The following is a 20,377-nucleotide window of genomic DNA, read 5'->3' on the forward strand; positions in this document are numbered from 1 at the left end:
ATTTACCTACGCGCCTTGCGATACATGCGCATGGTACCCACGGATGGGTCGTAGGTAAGGTTAAAACGCCGTATAACGTTTACTCCCAACAAACCATCGAAGTCTCGCATATTTTCTGTTGGCAGCACCATTACGCTGATGTTGTTAAAAATCTCACTACCCACTTGAATTTCAGACACCTTGTAAAGTGCACTTGAAATACTACCTCCCGCGGTTTGAACATTAAAGTTGCCCAAATAAGTGGTTTTGCGAGGGTCGACTTTAGCAAACACGCTATCGGTCACGGCTGTGGTTGAGGCCCCAGTATCAATTAGCAAACGCGCGTTTACGCTGTTGATTTTTACGTCGGTATAGTACTGACCATTGCGCTCAATCAGAGGGACTAAGCGATGATTCCCCGTTTCTGTGGTGTCGTTACGATCTTGATTATCAGCAAGCTCCTCCCAAGCGCTCTCGGGAGAGACCTGCGCAGAGTCTTGAGCATAAATAGATTCTCTAAGCCGCTGAGCTCTTAGGTCATCGCTGGGCAATGCCGCCAATACATTTTCCATCAATACGGTTTGGTTTTGTTTGCCGTAGGCGGTGGCCAGCGCCATGACGTAACGCCGGTTAAGCGGGTCGACTTGAATAAGGGGTTCGAGAAATTCGGCAAGTAAGTCCCAACTGCCGTCACCGCTAAATTGTTGGATAATGCGGGTGGTATTGACATCTATGAGTTTGAGGATGTTTTCGATATGCGATTTGTCGAGGTTTTCATCTAAAAGGCCATAATAGTTCACAAGGGCCATATTAAGTGGAGCAGTGTAATAATACACTTCGGCTTCTAATAGCAAAGCTTCGATATCTTGAGGGTGACTGCGCAAATACTCTTGTACATAAAACCTCAAGCGGTCGTATTCTTTTGCCTGTTTTAAAGCGTTTAAAAACGCAAGTGTGACGCCTGATTCGGGCACTTCTGGTGATGAGCGCTCAGATGGATGAGCAACGCTTACATCGCTTGGCCTGTCGGAAGCAACAGGTGTGCTCGCCGGTGTTTCACTAGCCGATATAGAAGGGGAGTCGAAGGTTGGCTCCGCTGTTGTGCTCGCGGTAGTGGATGTCACTTTTGAAAAAAGGTAAACATTGACCATTACCGAAAGTAGCAACAAGGCACAAAGCAGGCGTACCATGTTATTGCTCAATTACATGTGCGCCATACACGTCAATAAAAGCTTGTGGCATGGGCTTAGGCGTGCCAGAACTGAGCTTTACACAAACAAAATCAGTTGTGGCAGCAAAGATGGTTTTATGACTTGTCGTGGATATAAACTGAAATTCGCGCTGCAGGCGAAAGCGCTTGTCACATTTGGTGATCCAAGTTGCACAGGCAATCGCTTCTTCTTCAAAAGAGGGGGCAAGGTAATACAAACTGTGATGCTGAATTACCATCGCTCGGTCATGCTCCTCGTAATCGCTAAAACTGAGGCCAAGATGATTAGAATGGGCCCAAGCGAGCTTTTCAAGTTGCTTAACATAAGCGGTATTGTTCGCATGCTTGTAATGGTCAATGTCATCTTTGTGGATATTCCACAACATAATAAATGGATGAGCGTATTTCCAATCTAGCTCATTCCAGTGATTTTGTTCGTCGCTACATAAGGTGGTTTCAAGCATGTAATATCCTTGTGCGTGTAACGTTTAAGGTGTAAAACAAAAGCAAGATGGCTTTTACAGCACTCTCATCTTTGATTGTTTTAAGGTATAATCCTGCCACTTTTTTTGGATAAAGCAAAATACGCTTGTATCCGTGCGTTGACTATATCGAACTGTTTTCAATATGCAATATACCTACAACTCGGTTCATACCCCAAGCCTTTTCTCAACTTCACGGCCCGTTGATGGGACAAGCGTCAGTGCCTATGATTTGATGCAAGCATTCAATGCGGAGTTTGCAGACGAGCACCTCGATAAGACCGCACGCACGTATTTGATTGGCGGTGCATCTGAGCCAATTTATTTGCCTGCTAGTGAACTCGTTTGTACGCATTTTGACGAGAGTGATAACAACGCTGAGCAAGCAACAAATGGTAAAATTAGGTGGTTAAACACCATGCCACTATCCGAACTGCCTTTCGGCAATAAGATTTTCTTTACCCGCGATTATGCAGCAAGCGCCCTGCATGAAGTCGCGCACTGGTGTATTGCCGGTGAGCAAAGGCGTACGCAAATCGATTACGGATATTGGTATGCACCAGACGGTCGCGATGCTGCATTACAAGCAAAATTTGAACAAGCAGAGGTTAAACCTCAAGCCGTCGAATGGGCGTTCTCGTTGGCTTGTGGCATGCCATTTAAAGTCAGCAACGACAACCTTGCGTTGGATAATTATGACAATAGCCATTTTCAACAAGCGGTTGAGAAGCAGCTAGACCATTATTTGTCTGACGGGCTACCACCTCGTGCTCAGCGTTTTTTCAAGCGCCTGAAAAACGAGGTGGCGCAGTCATCCCCCTCTGAATTGGTACTCTGCTAATGTCGCTAGATACTCAAAAGTCGCTGGCCTATCAGCGTTCGCGAAAATTTAAACTCGGATTAATTGTCAATCCCTTCGCCGGCATTGGCGGCGCGCTTGCGTTAAAAGGCAGTGATACCAAAGAAATTCGTGAAAAGGCGCTTAATGCTGGTGCTGAAAAAAAGGCCATGGATAAGACCTTGCTGGCGTTAAAAGAAATCGTCGCGCAAAAAGAGCAGGTGATTGTATATACCGCAAGCGCAGATATGGGCGAAGATATTGCTCGGCAATTAGGCTTTGAAGTTAACGTTGTATATCAGGCACCGATGCAAAGTGAAGATAGTGACACTGAGCAACTTGCTAGGGCGCTAATGGATGCAGAGGTAGATTTGATTTTGTTTGCCGGTGGTGATGGCACTGCGCGAAACATATTCTCAGTGATTGACCGTCATGTGCCAGTAGTAGGGGTGCCTGCTGGATGTAAAATTCATTCTGGTGTTTATGCAATTACACCACGAGCGGCGGGCAAGGTGGTTCAACAAGTGATATCGGGCGAACTGGTCAGTTTGTTTGATGCAGAAGTCAAAGATATTGACGAGCAAGCATTTAGAAACGGTCAAGTGATCGCGCGTTATTTCGGTGAAATGCAAGTGCCTGAAGAGTTAAGTTACATTCAGGCGGTTAAAATGGGTGGCAAGGAGTCAGATGAACTTGTTTTGTCAGACATCGCCGCATATGTCATCGAGATGATGGAAGAACAGCCTGAACGAATTTTTGTGATGGGATCAGGCAGCACTGTGGATTTCATAATGCATGCAGCTGGGCTTGAGAACACGCTGTTAGGGGTCGACTTGGTGCAGAATATGGAAGTGATTGCCAATGATGTTTCTGCGCAGCAGTTGCTTGCGTTAACCGAAAATATACCCACTAGTTTGGTGATCACGCTTATCGGTGGACAAGGTCATATCTTTGGACGCGGCAACCAACAGCTTTCACCTGAGTTTATAAAACGAATAGGAAAGGAAAATATTCACGTCGTCGCCACTAAGAACAAGCTCACCGCCCTTGGTCAAAAAGGCTTAATTAGTGACACCGGTGATGAACAAGTCAACGCGTCTTTATCGGGACCGATTTCGGTGATTACGGGTTACAAAGATAAGGTCTTGTATTTTGTGAGAGGGGAGGACATATAAACCACTATGCTAAGTGACGCGCAACACACATATTTGGACCATAAAGAAGCCTTTCTAGATCAATTTATAGATGAAGGCTCCGACCACGCTTTGTTTATTTCTAGCTATATTCATGGTCATTTTTCTGTCGTGGCTGCCAATATGCCAGCTGGTATTGATGCGCTCGATAGTTTCGCCAGCACCTTTGAAGATGCGCTTTATTCTACTATCAAAACCGCTATTGCCGACGGTGAGCTAGCGTCTGAAGACGCACAAGCTGTTTTGAACATGTTAGATAAGATGTTTTCCAAACCCGCTACGGGTGGCAACAACTGACAATAGGCGGCAATGTTTGTCGTTTTTTGTTTGTGTACGTTTATCCTTTTCTAAGCCTTATGATGAGATGTCGTTGCTCATCTAGCAAATTCAAACGTTTTCCCTCACTAGATACGATTTTTTAAAAATCTTTTCATTTTGGATCTGTTCTTGCAAAGCACGCTGCATGATTTGTAAAAATGCGAATAAGCGGCAATCACTATGAAAAATAATTTGCACACTGTTGCGACATGGGCGCTATCGTTGATATGCATGCTCATCTTATTGAGTCTAAGCGGTTGTGCAGCCATTTTGCCTGAAGAAAAAAAGGCTGCATCCACTCAGTCATTGCCTAAAGCATTGGGCAACTCTGAATTGTATACCTACCAGTTGGCCCAAGAGCTCTTTGCCAACGTGGCAGCAGATCGCCAGTATCGATATGCGGTCGTGGGTTTTGTGCCTGCAAAAAGCATGCGTCAAGATATGTCGCAGCAAGGACCGTTAATGCTGCTTGGTCATCAATTAGAGCAAGGGCTAACCACCGAAGCGGTGCGAAGGGGCTTTATTGCACAAGATTACAAAGCAACAAACACTATCATCATGGCGGATGATTCTGAGCGTGCGCTCTCTAGAAATGTTGAGCATTTGCGTTCTGTGCAGGCCATCGATTACTACATTACGGGTACTATCGTTGAACAAGAAACTGGCGCAATGGTCAATGCGCGCATTATTAATGTTCGCAACAAAGACGTCATTGCTGCTGCAACGAAGTTTTTCCCATCCGAATTATTTTGGCAAAAAGAGCAAGTCGTTTTACGAGATGGCATGCTTTATCGCACCACTAAGCCAACCCAAACACATTTTAACTCAGGAGAATAATCCATGAAATATTTAGGCCTTATACTGGCATGCTGGTTAACAACGGGGTGTGCAAACATACCCGGCGCTGAGTATTTATTAGGACAATCTGAGCCTGAACAGAGCGAAAATGAGTCAGATTCCAATATTGTCGATATCACGCAAACTGAACAGCCTCTCGTTGCGTTTGATGACGATGCTCCAAATAATGGTGGTCCAGACGCATTTGGCTCTATTGAAAAGCCCAATGTCATTGGCGCTACGCCGGGTGCGTTTAAGAGTATGCCACTTACCCGTCACATCGGTCATTACGTGCGCAATATGGCACAAGACTTAGTGGGTAATATGGAGTATGTCACTGAACGCACACCCGTTGCCGTTACGCACTTTTCGTTGATCGACAGCGACCTGCGGGAAACTAACTTGCTTGGTCAGCAAATGGCCGAATCATTTGTGCATGAATTTCATAAATTCAGAATGCCGGTGGTTGAGTTTAAAGCAACGCAGTTCATTCGCGTCACCGAAACGGGCGATTATTTATTATCGCGCGACTTTTTAGATTTAAACAATAGCACGCCTATTCAGTATGTACTTACCGGCACCATGACTAAACATCAAGGCGGTTTCATTGTAAACGCGCGTATGTTGGGTATGGAGTCAAAGGTGGTAGTCGCTAGTGCGCAGAGCTTTGTGCCGTTTTATGTGGTGGATGCGCTTATTCCAAGTGAATCAAGCCGTCAAAATGAAGTCATCGACGGTGTTCGTATCATTCGAGGGGAGTAACATGTTATCGAATAAGCCTATGCGTTTACTTAAGTTTTTTGCCCTCGCTTATGCATGCACTATTTTAATGGGCTGCGCAGCGGGTAAAATGCTGATGGCCGGCTACACGCCGCCACAAACTATCGCAGACCTTCTTAACGAACAATATGCGGCGGCAGGTGAGTTGCCCCCAGAACTTGCGTTTAACGGTCGTCAAAACAACATTATCGACACTGAAGATTATCGCGATGATAGACCGGAACACTTAGATGTAAGTACCGGCACCAGTGATACATTCGCGATGTCTAACTTTAGACGAGTTGAATCGTTTCGCCCTGGGTTTACTTACAAATCAGTACAGGATTATGCGGGTCAGCTGGCAATGGAGTTAATGCGCAACCGTCATGGTCTGAGCCCCGATGCGCGGATCGGTGTGAGCTCGTTCGTCAAACTCGATCGCACGCTTCAAAATACTACGGTCTTGGGCAATCAGCTAGCCGAGTATTTTATTTCTGAAATTCAGCAGCAAGGCATTCCTGTGGTGGATCATAAGCTCATGCCTGCCTTGCAAGTAACCTCTCGCGGCGATATCGCATTTTCTAGAGATGTGATGCAGTTATCAAATCGCCGCATTATGGACCATGTGCTTGCAGGTACACTCATTGAAAAGCCAAATGGTGTGTTTGTAAATGCCCGTATCATCGCGATCAATAGCAATCGTGTGGTGTCGAGCGCCACAATACTAATCCCGAACTTTGTCGCAGACGCAAATACTCCAACCTATGTCATGCGTTAATATTTTGGGCGCTTATCGTTGTGTTTAGCGCTCAAAATAGCTTTCTCGCCGAATTAATGCTCTAACCAAAAACCGATTAGGCTGAACCGCATTGAGCAACAAGTTGCTCATTGGCATAGGCCGGTTGAGCATTTGCGAAACTAGCGTATCTACCATTAGCGGCGCGCTGGTGATCCCTCGCGAGCCTAAACCGCTCAAAACAAATACATTATCAATATCATCAGCACGCGCATAGTGATGTGCAGGCAGTGCTTTATACAAATCTTCAAGATGCGTTAGCTGTGCTTCAATGTTTGGCATTGCGCCCACCAGCGGCAGATGGTCGGGTGTTGAGCAACGCACTGCCGCTCTTCCGCTAAAGCTCTGTGTATCTAACCCACTTAACTCATTTATCCACGGCGCATCTGCCAGTGCTTTTTGGTGCATGTTGAGGTTTTGTTGTTGCTCCTCGCTACGGTATTCGGTGGCGACATCATTTTTAACGTATGTTGAGCCTAACGCATGACCACCGTTATGATAGGGCGTAAAGTAACCTTTGTGGCAAAGCACAGTTTTCAGGTGTTGTGTGGTGGGGGTTGAGGGCAAATGCTCGACTTGTCCACGCGTAAGTCGCACTGGCAAAAACTGGCCTGCTAGCGCGGCAGTATGATGACCCGTAGCGAGTACTAAAGCGTCGTAGTGATGTTGAGACTGTGTATGGTGTTTATCTATCAGTGATACTTTTACAGAGTCGCCGATGCTTTCATAAGCGGTGCACTCATTGTTATATAAACAATGTAAAAGCCCTGTTGCGTTAGCTTTGTCTAAGCATGATTGAATAAGACTTACCGGTGAAATCCAGCCGCCCTCCGATAAAAATAATGCGGGATAGGGAATGGGGATCCCCGCAATATCCGACGCTTTTGTCGCGTCTACCACTTCAGCTAAAGATTCAGGCCACAGCTCGAGCACAGACATTTTTTCTAATCTTGTGGCAGTATTTTGGTTAAACCCAAGCTGTAGCACACCGCACCAATCATGCTCAAATAATATGCCGTCCCCAAGTAATTGTTGATAAAACGCCTTGGCATATAAAAAGCTGTGCACAAAAAACTGGCTATTGGTACCAGCCTCAGCATTCAGTTGAGGATAAAACCCGCCAATTGGGTTGCCCGATGCCCCTTGTGCCGCCTTGCTATCTTTACAAATAAGGGTCACCGACTGGCCAAGTTCGCAAAGTCTCATCGCGAGTAAAGCGCCTGCAATACCAGCGCCGACTATCGCAATAGATGCCTTGTTGGCTGTGTTTTTCATGCTATGACGGTAAAAATAGGGAGGCTGAATTTTGCTAAAGGTGCGGTGCTTTTTATGCTTAGTATCTGTTTCATCAGGCTTACATTGCGCAATAATCATCTCGCGCTTGCGGCCAAAGCCTTTAATTTTGCTTACCGAAAAGCCGTTATCTTGCAAGCTGCGTTTAACGTGACCTGCGGCGGTAAAAGTGGCTAAGCTTGCATCGGCTTTGCTGAGTCTAGCAATCTGTTTAAACACGCCCTCATCCCACATGCGTGCGTTTTTGCTTGGCGCGAAACCATCAAGATACCACGCATCTACAAGGCCGCTCTCAGGGCAATACATCTGTTGCATACCTTGTTCTGCATCATCAAAAACAAAGTCTAGCGTGACCAAGTCGTTAAAAAAACGGCGGCGATGCACGCCTTTTAATGGGGGCGGGTATTGTTTGGTGAGCACTTCAACGTATGATGCAAGCTCAGGCCAAGCGCTTAGCGTTTTTGTGAGTTGAGCTTGTTCAATAGGATACTTTTCAAAGCTCACAAAGTATAAGTGTTTTAGCGGTGCGTCTGCATGCGAGTCTCTAAACTGCTGAAACGCCCGTAGCGTCAGTAAAACGTTCAGGCATGTTCCCAAGCCCGTTTCAGCAATCGTAAACGTTTGTTCAGGCCATGCTAACCAGCGCTCAAGGAGCTTGTTTCCTTGAAGGAATACATACTCGCTCTCTAATAAGCCATCATCATTGGAGAAATAGACATCTCCAAAAGCGTCAGACTGCGGCGTACCGGTATCATTAAACGATAGGTCAGCGTGCTTTAATTTCATACAGAATCAACAGAATATTTGTAAAGATTTAATCAATGGTTAACAATCAGCACTTAATTTGTTGGTGCTTCTGTGCCAGTATACGAATGTTAAACACATTGCAGATTTGTCGAGGCACTAGTATAGGGTCTTGTATGCGCAAGCAACAGTATTAATTGTATAGGTGAAAAATGAAACGAGCAGTGATCACTGGTTTAGGAATTGTCTCTAGCATCGGAAACAACGCGCAGGAAGTCGCCGACTCGTTGCGGCATGGTCGCTCAGGCATTCGCTTCTCAGAGCAGTTCAAAGAAATGGGCATGCGCAGTCATGTTTGGGGTAACCCACAAATCGATTTAAAAGAACACATTGACCGTAAAGTCCTTCGTTTCATGGGTGAAGCCGCTAGTTATTCTTACTTGGCGATGGAACAAGCTATCAAAGATGCTGGTTTAACTGAGCAGCAATATTCCAACGAACGCGTCGGCATTATTGCAGGATCAGGCGGCGCCTCTTCTGAAAATCAGGTCGCTTCTGCCGATATATTGCGCGAAAAAGGCGTACGCCGTGTCGGTCCATACATGGTGACACGATGCATGGGCAGTACGGTATCCGCTTGTTTGGCCACGCCGTTTAAAATAAAGGGCGTAAACTATTCTATTTCATCTGCTTGTGCGACGAGCGCGCACTGTATTGGCAACGCTTGGGAAATGATTCAGCTTGGTAAACAAGATATGGTCTTTGCCGGCGGTGGTGAAGAGTTGCATTGGGCATTATCGAGCCAGTTTGATGCAATGGGTGCACTGTCGACGAAATATAATGACAACCCTGCAGTTGCTTCACGCACGTATGATGCTAACCGAGATGGTTTTGTCAGTGCTGGTGGCGGCGGTATGGTCGTGGTAGAAGAACTCGAACATGCACTTGCACGCGGCGCAAAAATTTATGCAGAAATCGTTGGCTATGGCGCAACTTCTGATGGTTACGATATGGTAGCCCCTTCTGGCGAAGGCGCAATTCGCTGCATGAAGCAAGCACTTGCCGATGTAAACGAGCCTCTGGATTACCTTAATACGCATGGCACCTCTACACCTGTGGGCGACGTTAAAGAACTCGAAGCGATCCAAGCTTTGTTTGGTGATAACAGTCCGGCGATTAGCGCAACAAAAGCTATGAGTGGTCATTCTCTCGGCGCGGCAGGCGTGCATGAGGCGATTTACAGTATTTTGATGATGGAAAATGATTTCATTGCACCATCTATTAATATCGATGAGCTCGATGAGGCTGCAAAGGGTTTAGATATTGTTATGCAAACTCGTGAGCAGAAGTTGAACCTTGTGATGTCAAATAGCTTTGGATTTGGTGGTACAAATGCATCATTAGTCTTCAAAAAATACACGGCATAATCTCACCAGCATTAGGGCAAATAGTATGAGCGTGAAAGAGCAAGTATCTGAGCAAGAATGGCAAGCACGAGTTGATTTAGCGGCATGCTACCGCATGGTGGCGCATTATGGTTGGGACGATTTGGTGTTTACTCATATCTCTGCGCGCGTGCCGGGCCCTGAGCATCATTTTTTAATCAACCCCTACGGTATGTTGTTTGAAGAGGTCACCGCCTCTAGTTTGGTTAAGGTAGACTTAGCCGGCAATAAAGTGAGCGACTCGGAGTTTGATGTCAACCCAGCGGGCTTTGTTATTCACAGCGCCGTGCATGAGGCTCGAGACAATGCTCAATGTGTAATGCACTTACATACCACAGCTGGCGTTGCAATATCGGCACTTGAAGCCGGCTTGCAGCCTTATTCACAACAATCATTATTTGCGCTAAGTTCGCTGTCTTATCACAACTACGAAGGCGTAGCATTAAACCCAGATGAAAAGGTGCGTTTAGTCGCCGACCTTGGCGATACCAATTTCATGATTTTACGCAACCATGGGTTGCTTACCTGCGCCGAAACGATCCCAGACACATTTTTGTTAATGTTCATTTTACAAAGAGCGTGCGAAATCCAACTGCAGGCGCAAGCAACCCAGCAGCCGCTTATTCCAATTGATAGTCGCATACTTGCGGGGATTAAGGCCCAAGCGAAAGAAGTGACTCGCTCAGCAGGTGGGGCACTAGCATGGCCCGGTATTTTAAGGAAGCTCGATAGGCTTTGTCCTGACTTTAGAGATTAGTCCATGCTATTTGGTAACATCGAGGAATATAGAGAAAGCGCAAGGTGGACAACCTTCGAAACCAATGAGATAGGGTATTGGCATAACTTCGATGTATTAACACAAAACAATACGCCACACGACGATACCACCTTGGTGTTTTTACATGGCTTTCCTAGTGCTAGTTGGGACTGGCATGCCCAGTGGCAAGAATTAGCAAAGCGCCACCGCTGCCTAGCATTTGATATGCTTGGCTTTGGTTTATCTGACAAACCTAAACACCATAAATACAGCATTTTAGAACAAGCCAAACTCTGTAAGCACTTGTGCAGTAAGCTAAATGTGAAAAAGGTACATATTATTGCCCACGATTATGGCGTATCGGTGGCGCAGCAATTGCTCAGTGAGCAAGAGTCAGGCGATACCGATTTAGAGATTACGTCCATTTGCTTTTTAAACGGTGGTTTGTTCGCTGACGTTCACCGGCCGCTGTTCATGCAAAAGGTATTGCATTCTTGGATTGGTCCTGTTGTGTCTAGGTTTATCAACAAAGAATCCTTTCGAGCAAGTTTTACTAAAATTTTTGGAGATAAAACACCGCCTTCTGCCCATGAAATTGATGTTTTATGGGGGCTATTAGAACGCAAAGAGGGGAAGTACATTCTGCATCAGCTACTGCGCTATTTGGATGATAGGATTACTCATGGAGCACAATGGTTAGGTGCTATGCAGGCGACGCAAGTTCCCATGGGCTTTATAAACGGACTGGATGACCCAGTCTCTGGCGCACATATGTTGGAAGCGTTTCAACAGTTACTGCCAAACTCGCCAACCGCAGCACTCCCAGTCGGGCATTATCCTCAACTTGAAGCGCCAGAAAAAGTCACCGAGTTGTTAAGTCTCTTTTTAAGCCAACAGCGGTTTAAGTAAGTATCATTGTCTTGTTCACACAGTGTAGGTTGTTTCAGTTGCAAACGACCTCACAACCTCCGTTTGAAGAGTGATTTATGACTACCATTTTATATGACGACAATATGCCATATGCTCGAGAATACTTCTCCACGCTTGGTGATGCAAAAGCCTTCATCGCGGGTAATATCAACCCGCAAGACTTAGCCAATTGTGAGGCTTTACTGGTGCGCTCAACGACCCAAGTTGATGCCAAACTGCTTGCAAACAGTCCAAAGCTTAAGTTTGTTGCCACCGCGACAGCCGGTTTCAATCATTTAGCCACCGACGAGTTAGAGAGGCGCAATATTCAGTGGTACGCTGCAGGCGGATGTAACGCTAATGCCGTCGCCGAATACGTTATCGCCGCATTATTTCACTTGGGCAATCGAGATGAATTTGACCCGCGCTCTAAATCTGTGGCGGTAGTCGGGGTAGGCAATGTTGGTAAAGCGCTATGTCGTTTATTGCGAGCGTTGGATATAGAGGTTGTCACCTACGATCCGCCACGCGCTAAACGAGATCCTAGCTTTCATAGCGCAAGCTTTGAGCAAGTGCTTGGCGCCGATATTATTAGCCTGCATACTCCATTAGTTAAATCTAATGGAGGCGAAAATGCATATCCTACCGAACATATGTTTGATAAAAACGTGTTAAGTAGGCTACAGCCCAATCAAATTTTGATAAACGCCTCAAGAGGTGAGGTGGTCGACAATACCGCGCTATTGACACTTCTAAGCTCTTCAAGGCAGGCGCCCACGTTTGTATTAGATTGTTGGGAAAACGAACCTGAGATAGAGCGTGCGCTTATCCCTCACCTGGCGCTTTGTACCGCGCATATTGCTGGGCATTCGCTCGAGGGTAAGGCAAATGGCACGCACATGGTATATGAGCGCTTATGTGCGCATCTAAATCGACCCGCTACGCTAAAGCTCGAAGATTTTTTGCCTCCTTTTGAATTGCCAGCGTCTACCCTTAAAACGCTAGAGTCTGTAAATAGCCATGACTCTATTCAGACAATAGTCTCACAATGTATTGGCAGCATGTATGATATTGAAAATGATGATAGTTTTTTTCGCCGCTACATGGCAAAATCCACGTCATTCGCTGAAATTCGACGACAATATCCTGTGCGTCGAGAATGGTACGCGTTAAAGGTTTCAATACAACAACAAAAAGCCGCGACCGTACTCAGAGATTTAGGCTTTACTATTGCCAACGACAGGCCCTAATTTTAACCACAATCGAGGATTAATGAACTATGTCTAAAGTATACGACGTCGCAGTATTAGGTGCGACTGGGCTTGTCGGCCAAACCATGATGGAGATATTAGCGGAACGTAAATTTCCAATTGGTAAGCTGTATCCTTTGGCAAGTGAACGCTCGGCAGGCGGCGAGGTAGAGTTTGCTGGCGAAAAGCTAGAAGTACTGAATGCTGATACCTTTGATTGGAGTAAAGTCCAGTTAGGCTTTTTTTCTGCTGGCGGTTCTGTCTCGGCTAAATTTGCCCCCATCGCAGCAGATGCCGGTTGTGTGGTTATCGACAATACATCGCACTACCGTTATGAGCCAGATATCCCCTTAGTAGTGCCAGAAGTGAACAGCCACGCGCTGGCAGATTACAGAAATCGCAATATTATTGCCAACCCGAACTGCTCAACTATTCAAATGGTTGTAGCATTAAAACCAATTTATGACGCTGTGGGTATTGAGCGAATTAACGTAGCAACTTACCAATCGGTATCGGGTGCAGGTAAGTCCGCCATGGAAGCGCTAGCGCGTCAAACCGCTGAGTTACTCAACGGCAAAGCCATTACCGGCGATGAGTTTAGTCGTCAAATTGCGTTTAATGTGATACCGCAAATAGATGTGTTTATGGACAATGACTACACCAAAGAAGAAATGAAAATGGTGTGGGAAACACGCAAAATTTTAGGTGACGAGTCTATTTTAGTTAACCCAACCGCAGTTCGAGTACCGGTGTTTTTTGGTCATGGTGAAGCTATACATATCGAAACTACCCAGCAAATTGACGCAGAGCATGTAAAACAATTGCTTGCCAACGCACCAGGCATCTCATTGTACGAGGATAGAGAGTCATTTCCTACGCAAGTGAGCAGCGCCAGTGGAAATGATGGCGTGCATGTTGGTCGCGTAAGAAACGACGTATCGCACTCTCATGGCATTAATATGTGGGTAGTGTCAGACAATATTCGCAAAGGCGCTGCTACTAACAGCGTGCAAATTGCCGAAGTGTTAATCAACGAATATATGTAAATAGATCGCCAATTTAGCCGATAATGCCTGTGTAGTGCTGAATTTTTAAGACATTGGGAGTGAACAAGGGTTTGATTTCGACATATAAGAAGTGGTTAGCGATTATATTGACACTGTCAATGCTTAGTCCTGCCCTGTTGACCGCCCAAGTTCAAATACAGGGGCCTCGTAACGCACCAGAAGTGTATTCTGGGGTAGTTTATGGGCCAATCGACCAGAGTGATACCCTTTGGCGCATCGCCAGCCGTTATAAACAAGATTCTCAGTTTACGATTTACCAAACCATGTTGGCAATCTACGAACTCAATCCACAGGCTTTTGAGAATCGCAACTTCAATACCATGATAAATGGTGCGACTCTTCAATTGCCAAGCGACCGTTACATTGCTCGGATGGACCCACAGCGCGCACGTGCGAAAGCCGAAGCGGATGATGCCGCGTTTGGTCGACCTAATTCTGTTCAAGAAAACATTGAAGACAGTGAAACGGGTCAGGCGAATAACCTTAAACCAGAAGTGCCTTTAGTGAATCAAGAGGACCTATCTGCCACGCAAACTCAGTTACAAAATCAATTGAATTCGCTAAACCGACAGCAAACTGCGCAGTTTGATCAAGTCAAAGAGCAGGTTTCGGCTTCTATTAGCAATGTTCAGGCGTTGATTGAAGAAAATAGAAAAGTGTTTGAGAGGCTTGACCAAGTCAATCAAGACATAACTGACTTGCGCTCAAAAGTCGAGGGCGAAGTTCAAGAGCAAATTGACCAGCAGTTAGCGTTGCAAAAAGAGCTTATTGAATTAGTTAAGCAAGCAGAGCAAAGACAATTAGAACGTGAACGTGAGTCCATTTGGACAACCCTTTCAAGTCCAACAGCGATTATTGTGTTGTCTTCTGTATTTACCGCTGGCGCATTATTGATACTCGGAATCTTTTTGCTACGCAGGCCAAAAACCGTGGAAAGTGAGCCTGTCACAAAAAAATCAAATGACATTGTTGATGATGAACTTGTCATTGGCGAGATGGACGATGATTTTGACAGTGATGCCGATGATCTGATGGCTGCACTTGAACAAGAAATGGGCGAAGACGACATTCTTTCTTCTGAACTTGAAGATGGTTTAGATGAGCTTGGCGTGGATGACGACTTTAGCGCGGCAGACGAAATGTTAGTGCCTGACGCTGAAGTGAAGGAAGAAGAAAAACCTCGTAAAAAGCAGCAGCTCGATTCAGTAGATGAAGACATCAGTTTTGATACCGATTCAATCAGCTTAGATGACGATGATTTTGAAAACCAAGAAATTGATTTAAAAGCAAACGATGAGCCAGCGAAAGAAGCGGCAACTTCTGTAGTTGAAGATGTCACCGCAGATTTAGACTTAGATAACTTTGGTGAAGATGAGGAAGTTCCTGCTGAAGATATTGAAGCTTTAGAAGAACTCGCATCTGTGCCTGAGGTGCAAGAGCCAGCGCAACCTACAGAGGCGCCAACAGCTGCTCCAGAAGTGCCTGATGAAACCAGTCAGGTAACGGATGATGAGGTTGCACAACAAGGTGATGTGCCACAAGGTTCTAATAAGCTTGCTGCTAGTGGCACGGCCATTGGCGTTGCTCTCGATGAAAGTGGTCAGGTGAGTAGTGAGTCGTTAAAGGAACTTGAGTCGACCATCAATGAAACGACAGAAGAGTTTGAACAACTTTCTAACGAAATATTAGATGAACTAGAAAATCCAGGGGATGCACAACAAGCCAATGGCGACGCACCAGCGGATTTAGAAGCGCCAGCACCAGAAGTGACAGAATCTGATGAACCAAGTATAGATAGCGGTGAGCAGCCGCAGGAGCCTGTTGAACCTAGTCTAGACAGTGGTGAGCAGCCGCAGGAGCTCGATGAACCAAGTTTAGACAGTGGTGAGCAGCCGCAGGAGCCTGAACAAACCGCGGCGCCTGCAGATACCGTTCAAGAGGCATCTGACGATGAAGTCGCCGATGATCCTGATGCGTTATTCGAACAAGCTCTTGCTGGTATGGGTTCTTCTGGCGATGCCGACGGCGCGCAAACAGACGATGAACCTGAGCAAGAAGCAAAGCAAAGCGATGAGCTCACCGATGAACTTCTTAATGAATTAGAAGATGAGCAAGCAAGCGAAGAACTCGATAGCTTGTTAGATGAATTTGCCAATGAGCAAGAGACCTTTGAGACTGATTCGCAGGAAGACAATGTCGGTGATGCCGCATTAGATGATGACTTTTCAATTGACCTCGATGATGCGCAGGACGATGAGCCTGAAGACGCCAGCAACGCCTTAGCGGATGAATTATTGTCTGAGCTAGAGCAAGGTGATGATGCAGAAGATGACGAGCTTGACGCCTTGTTAGAGAGTTACTCAGAAACCTCAACTGCAGATAACTCAACTGCAGATAGCGACGCGCTTTTAGATGACATTCCTTCCTTATCTGATTTAGGAGAGGAGAAGCAACAAGACGCTGATGAAGTTGTTACACAAACAAGCGACGAAGTGCTCCCTGACGCCCTGTCAGACGAAAAGCAGGCGAAAACGACTGATGTGTCAGCGGATGATGTTTCAACGGATGTCGCGTCAACAGATGATACATCGGCAGATGACCTAGCAACGGATGATGACGAAGACGTACTTGCGGATCTGCCGGGATTAGATGATTGGTTAGAGGATGACGAGCTTGATAAAGATATTCAAAATCTTGAAAAAGCCCCGAGCGATAAGAATGAGCTTGATATGCTTGCTGAAATCGAAGGCAGTGACTTCGATGATCTGTTGTCTGAAATAGATGCCGATAGCATAGAAACCACCATCAGCGAAATTGAAAAACAAGAAGATAATAATCAGGGCAACGCATTTGAAGAAGCAGGGTTAAATCTTGATGCATTGATGTCACAAGATGATGACAAAGAAGAGTCCATAGAATCATTCATTGATGTTGACGACTTGCTGTCTGAGAGCGAAGGCTTAACGCCTTTAGAAGATGAAGATCTTGCCTTGGATTTAGACGCGTCCCTGCCAAATAATGTTAATACGGCCGCAGATTTTGACGAGAGTGATGATGCTGCAAATACTGACCAAGCAAGCAACCTAGATTTAGCTCAGGTCTATATTGACATGGATGATTTTGATGCAGCAAAAGAAGTGCTAGCCGAGGTGCAATCTAACGGTACCGAAGCACAAGCTGCAGAAGCTAAGCAATTGCTTCAAGAAATTGCTGATAAGTCATAAGTGATAATGATGCCAAGGAATGCGACATGCCCTTAGCCTGCGCACTGCATATTCTCGTAAAGACTGAAAGTGAAGCCAACCAAATACTCACAGAATTAAAAAAAGGTAAGGAGTTTGGTAAGCTTGCCAAGCGCTATTCACTATGCCCATCAGGTAAAAAAGGGGGTAACTTAGGCGAGTTCAAGCGGGGCCAAATGGTCAAAGCATTTGACGACGTTGTCTTTAAAAAGCCCATCCTCACCGTTCACGGCCCTGTGAAAACAAAGTTTGGTTATCACTTGATCAAAACTTTATACCGGTAAACTTCAAAAGTATATAGAAACTTCAAACGCAGTTTGACTGGTCAACAACAAGTATTTGTAAGTGTTGAACCTAGCGGCTGCATGAGATAGTCTTTTTCTATCCTTCATCCACGTAGCGCATTATGAAAAAAATCAAAAATGAAGCCCTCCTGCTTAAAAAAGCGATGGCCGTAGCAGAAACGTATGCAAAAAAACGAGGATACAATGGCTTCTCTGCTAGCGATTCTGCCAAGCAAAAAGTCGAGAGTCTTTATCGTTTATTGGTGCACGATAAACTCATTACCCCCTTACCTGAAAATAAAGAAGATTTAGCAAGCTTAAAGCGAAGACTGGTGATGTGGATCAGCAGTCAACTGCCAGCCGATCATGAGCTCTTAAAGTAACGTTATTAAAAATAACGTAAATATTAAAATCATTAATTTATTATTTTTAAAATTTAATTGATTTTATAAGTATTTAGCTTTATTTATTGACTTTTTGATGATTTTAGAAGAATTTATAGGTTTTTAATATTTTGAGCTTTTGGTGTATTTTTAAGTAAATTAATCACATTTAATATCATTTGGCGTATTTTAAATGAAATTGTTTATTTAGGACCTTCGTGATTTTTAGGCGTATTTAAGCTTTTTTTTGCGTAAGAATTTCGTTCATATAGTCCTTATCTAGTAATCATTTTTAGAATGTATGTTGCAAGAATGCAATATGATAGTGGGTGATTAAAGTTAGCAAGTAACAAAAAGGCGAATCAGTTATGATTCGCCTTAAAGACTTTTTGAGTGGGGGTACGCTCTTTACGCCAAGGGAACGTTAAACTCTTCTGGCTCTTCAAAGTCACCAGACATGCTTGCTAGCTTACCATCTTCAAAATTAAGGATGAGGGTTTGTTTGATATCAGGGCCACGCTTTGACATGCCGCGCTTCATTTCGTAATAGTAATACCATGTGTCGGTATCGAAGCTATCTTGAACGACAGGGTTGCCTAGTACGAAGACCACTTGCTCTTTTGTCATTTCGACACGAAGCTTACTCACATCTTTTTGCTCCAGAAAGTTTCCTTGGGGGACATCAATTCGGAAAATCCAGTCTGAACAACCGGTGAGCAAGGTAAGAGATAATACAACGGTGACTAAAAACTTCATACGACTTCCATATTAAAAATTCGGTAGGGATACTACATCCTTGTATCAGACCGATCAATGCCTAATTGGTTCCTGTTATGCAATAGTCGTAATGCGCTTATAAACTCAATAAATCTTTGGCGTTGGCAATGGCCGTGTCGGTCAATGAATCACCTGCTAACAGACGCGCAATTTCATTGACGCGCTCTTCTTTCGTCAGTTTAAGAACCTTTGTTTCTGTACTGATCCCGTCACTAAGTTTTGTCACAAATAGTTGATTGTGCGCCTGCGCAGCAACCTGTGGTAAGTGGGTGACACACACGACTTGCGACTGCCCGCCCAACTTGTTTAATAGCTTGCCTACAATTGAAGCGGTTTGTCCACTGATACCCGTATCGACTTCATCAAATACCATCGTTGGGATACTGTAATCCTTCGATCGAATCACCTGAATAGCGAGGCCAATACGTGCTAGCTCACCTCCGGATACGACCTTTTCCATCACATCAGGTGCTTGCCCTGGGTTAACAGAAACTAAAATGCTGATATGGTCATTTCCTTTTGCGCTAGGATTTGCCGCTGCATCAAACCGAATATGAGTTTGCACTATTGCATGGGGCAGGTTCATCTGTTTGATACTGCTTTCGATTTCCGCAGATAATTTTTCAGCCGCATTTGTTCTAGAGTCGCTTAATTTAAAAGATGCGTCTCTGTAAGCGACAAGGGCTTGTTCACAGTCATTCTCTAATTCGTGTAACGATGCTTCTTGTTGTTTTAACTGCTCTAATTCATTTGTTAGTGCTTCATGTACTTGAAATAGCTTTTCGGGTTGTGTTGAGTGCTTACGCGCTAAGTCAAGGGCAGTAGCATAGCGTTTTTCATTTTCTGCTAGTTTGGCTGGGTCGGTCTCAAGACTCGATTGATAATGAGACAGTTCACTGTAGGCCTCTTGTATTTGAATCATAGCGCTTTGTAATAATTCATATGGGCCGTTTAAGTCTGCGTCAGCGTCTAGTTTATCTTCAATCTCGCCTATGGCACTGGCTAGCAATGAAAGTGCATTACTATTATCATCGTCTTTCAAATAGTATTGTGATTTTTCTGCTAAGGTGATGAGATCTTGTATAGAACTTAGCTTTTTAAACTCACTTTCAAGCAGTTCAAATTCACCCGCCTGCATTGCAAACTCGTCAAGCTCGTCGACCTGGTACTGTAGCAGGCTAACGCGATCTAAGCGCTGTTGCTGCGCCTCTTGTAGCGCCTTTAATGCCTTTGATTTGTGGGTGAAATCACGAAAGAGAGTTTTAGTCGTATTTAAGAGCTCGGTGTGCTGGGCATAGCCGTCTAACAAACTAAGCTGGTTATCATGTTTTAGAAACTGGTGATGATCATTTTGGCCATGTATATGTACAAGTTTGGCGCCTAGCACTTTCAATTGTGACAAATTAACAGCAATGCCATTAATGAAGGCTTTTGAACGTCCTTCATTGCTTACCACACGGCGAATAAAGCATTCATCTGGATTATCTTCTTGCGCGAGCATCTCGTCGTGTAGCCACTGTTTTACGTTGTTTAGTTTGTTAATATCAAAATGCGTCACGACTTCTGCTCGCTGAGCGCCTTGACGGACGATATTTGACTCTGCACGTGCGCCTAAACATAAGCCTAATGCATCTAACGCAATAGATTTACCCGCACCAGTCTCACCTGTAATGGCGGTTAGGCCTTGTTGCATGTTAAGTTCGACGTGTTTAACAACAGTAAAGTTTTTGATATCGATGTGGACGAGCATAAAAAAGACTCCAAAAAATAATACTGATAATATATACAGTAATATTTATTCTGTAAAGCCTGAT

19 protein-coding genes are annotated in these 20,377 nt (G+C 44.9%); 14 read left to right on the forward strand and 5 right to left on the reverse strand.

The annotated features are described in order from the left end of the window. Positions 1 to 2: 2 nt before the first annotated feature. Together KJ365_RS08730 and KJ365_RS08735 are read right to left on the reverse strand one after the other, a co-directional pair. Entirely contained in the window at positions 3 to 1,181 is a 1,179-nt protein-coding gene (locus tag KJ365_RS08730; protein WP_214451214.1) for a retroviral-like aspartic protease family protein, read from the reverse strand. Beyond that, positions 1,171 to 1,653: an acyl-CoA thioesterase gene (locus tag KJ365_RS08735; protein ID WP_214451215.1), complete on the reverse strand. Its 483-nt coding sequence runs from the start codon at positions 1,651 to 1,653 to the stop codon at positions 1,171 to 1,173. The genes KJ365_RS08730 and KJ365_RS08735 overlap by 11 nt, the downstream gene beginning before the upstream one ends. 163 nt (positions 1,654 to 1,816) lie before the next feature. On the opposite strand from KJ365_RS08735, the gene KJ365_RS16785 reads away from it, so the two are divergent. From KJ365_RS16785 to KJ365_RS08765, 6 genes are all read left to right on the forward strand, one after another. Next, positions 1,817 to 2,512 carry an elongation factor P hydroxylase gene (locus KJ365_RS16785; RefSeq protein ID WP_250884081.1) on the forward strand — a complete coding sequence of 232 codons (696 nt, stop codon included), beginning with the start codon at positions 1,817 to 1,819 and terminating at the stop codon, positions 2,510 to 2,512. Next, positions 2,512 to 3,684, forward strand: coding sequence for an ATP-NAD kinase family protein (locus KJ365_RS08745; protein WP_214451216.1), 1,173 nt, complete (start codon positions 2,512 to 2,514; stop codon positions 3,682 to 3,684). The genes KJ365_RS16785 and KJ365_RS08745 overlap by 1 nt, the downstream gene beginning before the upstream one ends. Before the next feature lie 6 nt (positions 3,685 to 3,690). Beyond that, complete coding sequence (locus KJ365_RS08750) at positions 3,691 to 3,999, forward strand: YfcL family protein (RefSeq protein WP_214451217.1); 309 nt, start codon at positions 3,691 to 3,693, stop codon at positions 3,997 to 3,999. 201 nt (positions 4,000 to 4,200) lie between these two features. Beyond that, positions 4,201 to 4,857 (forward strand): FlgO family outer membrane protein, encoded by a 657-nt coding sequence (locus KJ365_RS08755; protein ID WP_214451218.1) that lies wholly within the window; start codon positions 4,201 to 4,203, stop codon positions 4,855 to 4,857. A gap of 3 nt (positions 4,858 to 4,860) precedes the next feature. Then, positions 4,861 to 5,619 (forward strand): FlgO family outer membrane protein, encoded by a 759-nt coding sequence (locus tag KJ365_RS08760; protein WP_214451219.1) that lies wholly within the window; start codon positions 4,861 to 4,863, stop codon positions 5,617 to 5,619. Position 5,620: 1 nt separating this feature from the next. Then, positions 5,621 to 6,394, forward strand: a complete 774-nt coding sequence (locus KJ365_RS08765; protein WP_214451220.1) for a FlgO family outer membrane protein — start codon at positions 5,621 to 5,623, stop codon at positions 6,392 to 6,394. Positions 6,395 to 6,418: 24 nt separating this feature from the next. Here KJ365_RS08765 and mnmC read toward each other — a convergent pair whose 3' ends face one another. Beyond that, positions 6,419 to 8,491 (reverse strand): bifunctional tRNA (5-methylaminomethyl-2-thiouridine)(34)-methyltransferase MnmC2/FAD-dependent 5-carboxymethylaminomethyl-2-thiouridine(34) oxidoreductase MnmC1, encoded by a 2,073-nt coding sequence (mnmC, locus tag KJ365_RS08770; RefSeq protein ID WP_214451221.1) that lies wholly within the window; start codon positions 8,489 to 8,491, stop codon positions 6,419 to 6,421. A 170-nt stretch (positions 8,492 to 8,661) separates the two neighbouring features. Here mnmC and fabB point away from each other — a divergent pair, with 170 nt between their 5' ends. The 8 genes from fabB (at position 8,662) to KJ365_RS08810 (ending at position 17,786) form a co-directional block, all read left to right on the forward strand. Next, complete coding sequence (fabB, locus tag KJ365_RS08775) at positions 8,662 to 9,876, forward strand: beta-ketoacyl-ACP synthase I (protein WP_214451222.1); 1,215 nt, start codon at positions 8,662 to 8,664, stop codon at positions 9,874 to 9,876. Positions 9,877 to 9,901: 25 nt separating this feature from the next. After that, the gene (locus KJ365_RS08780) at positions 9,902 to 10,651 is read left to right on the forward strand and encodes a class II aldolase/adducin family protein (protein WP_214451223.1); all 750 of its coding nucleotides are present in this window, start codon (positions 9,902 to 9,904) and stop codon (positions 10,649 to 10,651) included. 3 nt (positions 10,652 to 10,654) lie between these two features. Then, positions 10,655 to 11,560, forward strand: coding sequence for an alpha/beta fold hydrolase (locus tag KJ365_RS08785; RefSeq protein WP_214451224.1), 906 nt, complete (start codon positions 10,655 to 10,657; stop codon positions 11,558 to 11,560). Between the two features lie 77 nt (positions 11,561 to 11,637). Continuing rightward, entirely contained in the window at positions 11,638 to 12,810 is a 1,173-nt protein-coding gene (locus KJ365_RS08790; protein ID WP_214451225.1) for a 4-phosphoerythronate dehydrogenase, read from the forward strand. 29 nt (positions 12,811 to 12,839) lie between these two features. Then, positions 12,840 to 13,856 (forward strand): aspartate-semialdehyde dehydrogenase, encoded by a 1,017-nt coding sequence (locus tag KJ365_RS08795; RefSeq protein WP_214451226.1) that lies wholly within the window; start codon positions 12,840 to 12,842, stop codon positions 13,854 to 13,856. A 119-nt stretch (positions 13,857 to 13,975) separates the two neighbouring features. Then, positions 13,976 to 17,101: a FimV/HubP family polar landmark protein gene (locus tag KJ365_RS08800; RefSeq protein WP_214451227.1), complete on the forward strand. Its 3,126-nt coding sequence runs from the start codon at positions 13,976 to 13,978 to the stop codon at positions 17,099 to 17,101. A 26-nt stretch (positions 17,102 to 17,127) separates the two neighbouring features. Beyond that, entirely contained in the window at positions 17,128 to 17,403 is a 276-nt protein-coding gene (gene ppiC, locus KJ365_RS08805; RefSeq protein WP_214451228.1) for a peptidylprolyl isomerase PpiC, read from the forward strand. A gap of 122 nt (positions 17,404 to 17,525) precedes the next feature. Beyond that, positions 17,526 to 17,786, forward strand: a complete 261-nt coding sequence (locus KJ365_RS08810; RefSeq protein WP_214451229.1) for a DUF5062 family protein — start codon at positions 17,526 to 17,528, stop codon at positions 17,784 to 17,786. Between the two features lie 408 nt (positions 17,787 to 18,194). Here KJ365_RS08810 and KJ365_RS08815 read toward each other — a convergent pair whose 3' ends face one another. Together KJ365_RS08815 and recN are read right to left on the reverse strand one after the other, a co-directional pair. Continuing rightward, on the reverse strand, positions 18,195 to 18,542 hold the full coding sequence (locus tag KJ365_RS08815) for an outer membrane protein assembly factor BamE (protein WP_214451230.1): 348 nt from the start codon (positions 18,540 to 18,542) through the stop codon (positions 18,195 to 18,197). Between the two features lie 97 nt (positions 18,543 to 18,639). After that, positions 18,640 to 20,313, reverse strand: coding sequence for a DNA repair protein RecN (recN, locus tag KJ365_RS08820; protein WP_214451231.1), 1,674 nt, complete (start codon positions 20,311 to 20,313; stop codon positions 18,640 to 18,642). Positions 20,314 to 20,377: the final 64 nt, after the last annotated feature.

Origin of the sequence: Glaciecola sp. XM2, from assembly GCF_018595715.1 — a bacterium.
In the GTDB taxonomy this organism is placed as follows: Bacteria; Pseudomonadota; Gammaproteobacteria; order Enterobacterales; family Alteromonadaceae; genus Glaciecola.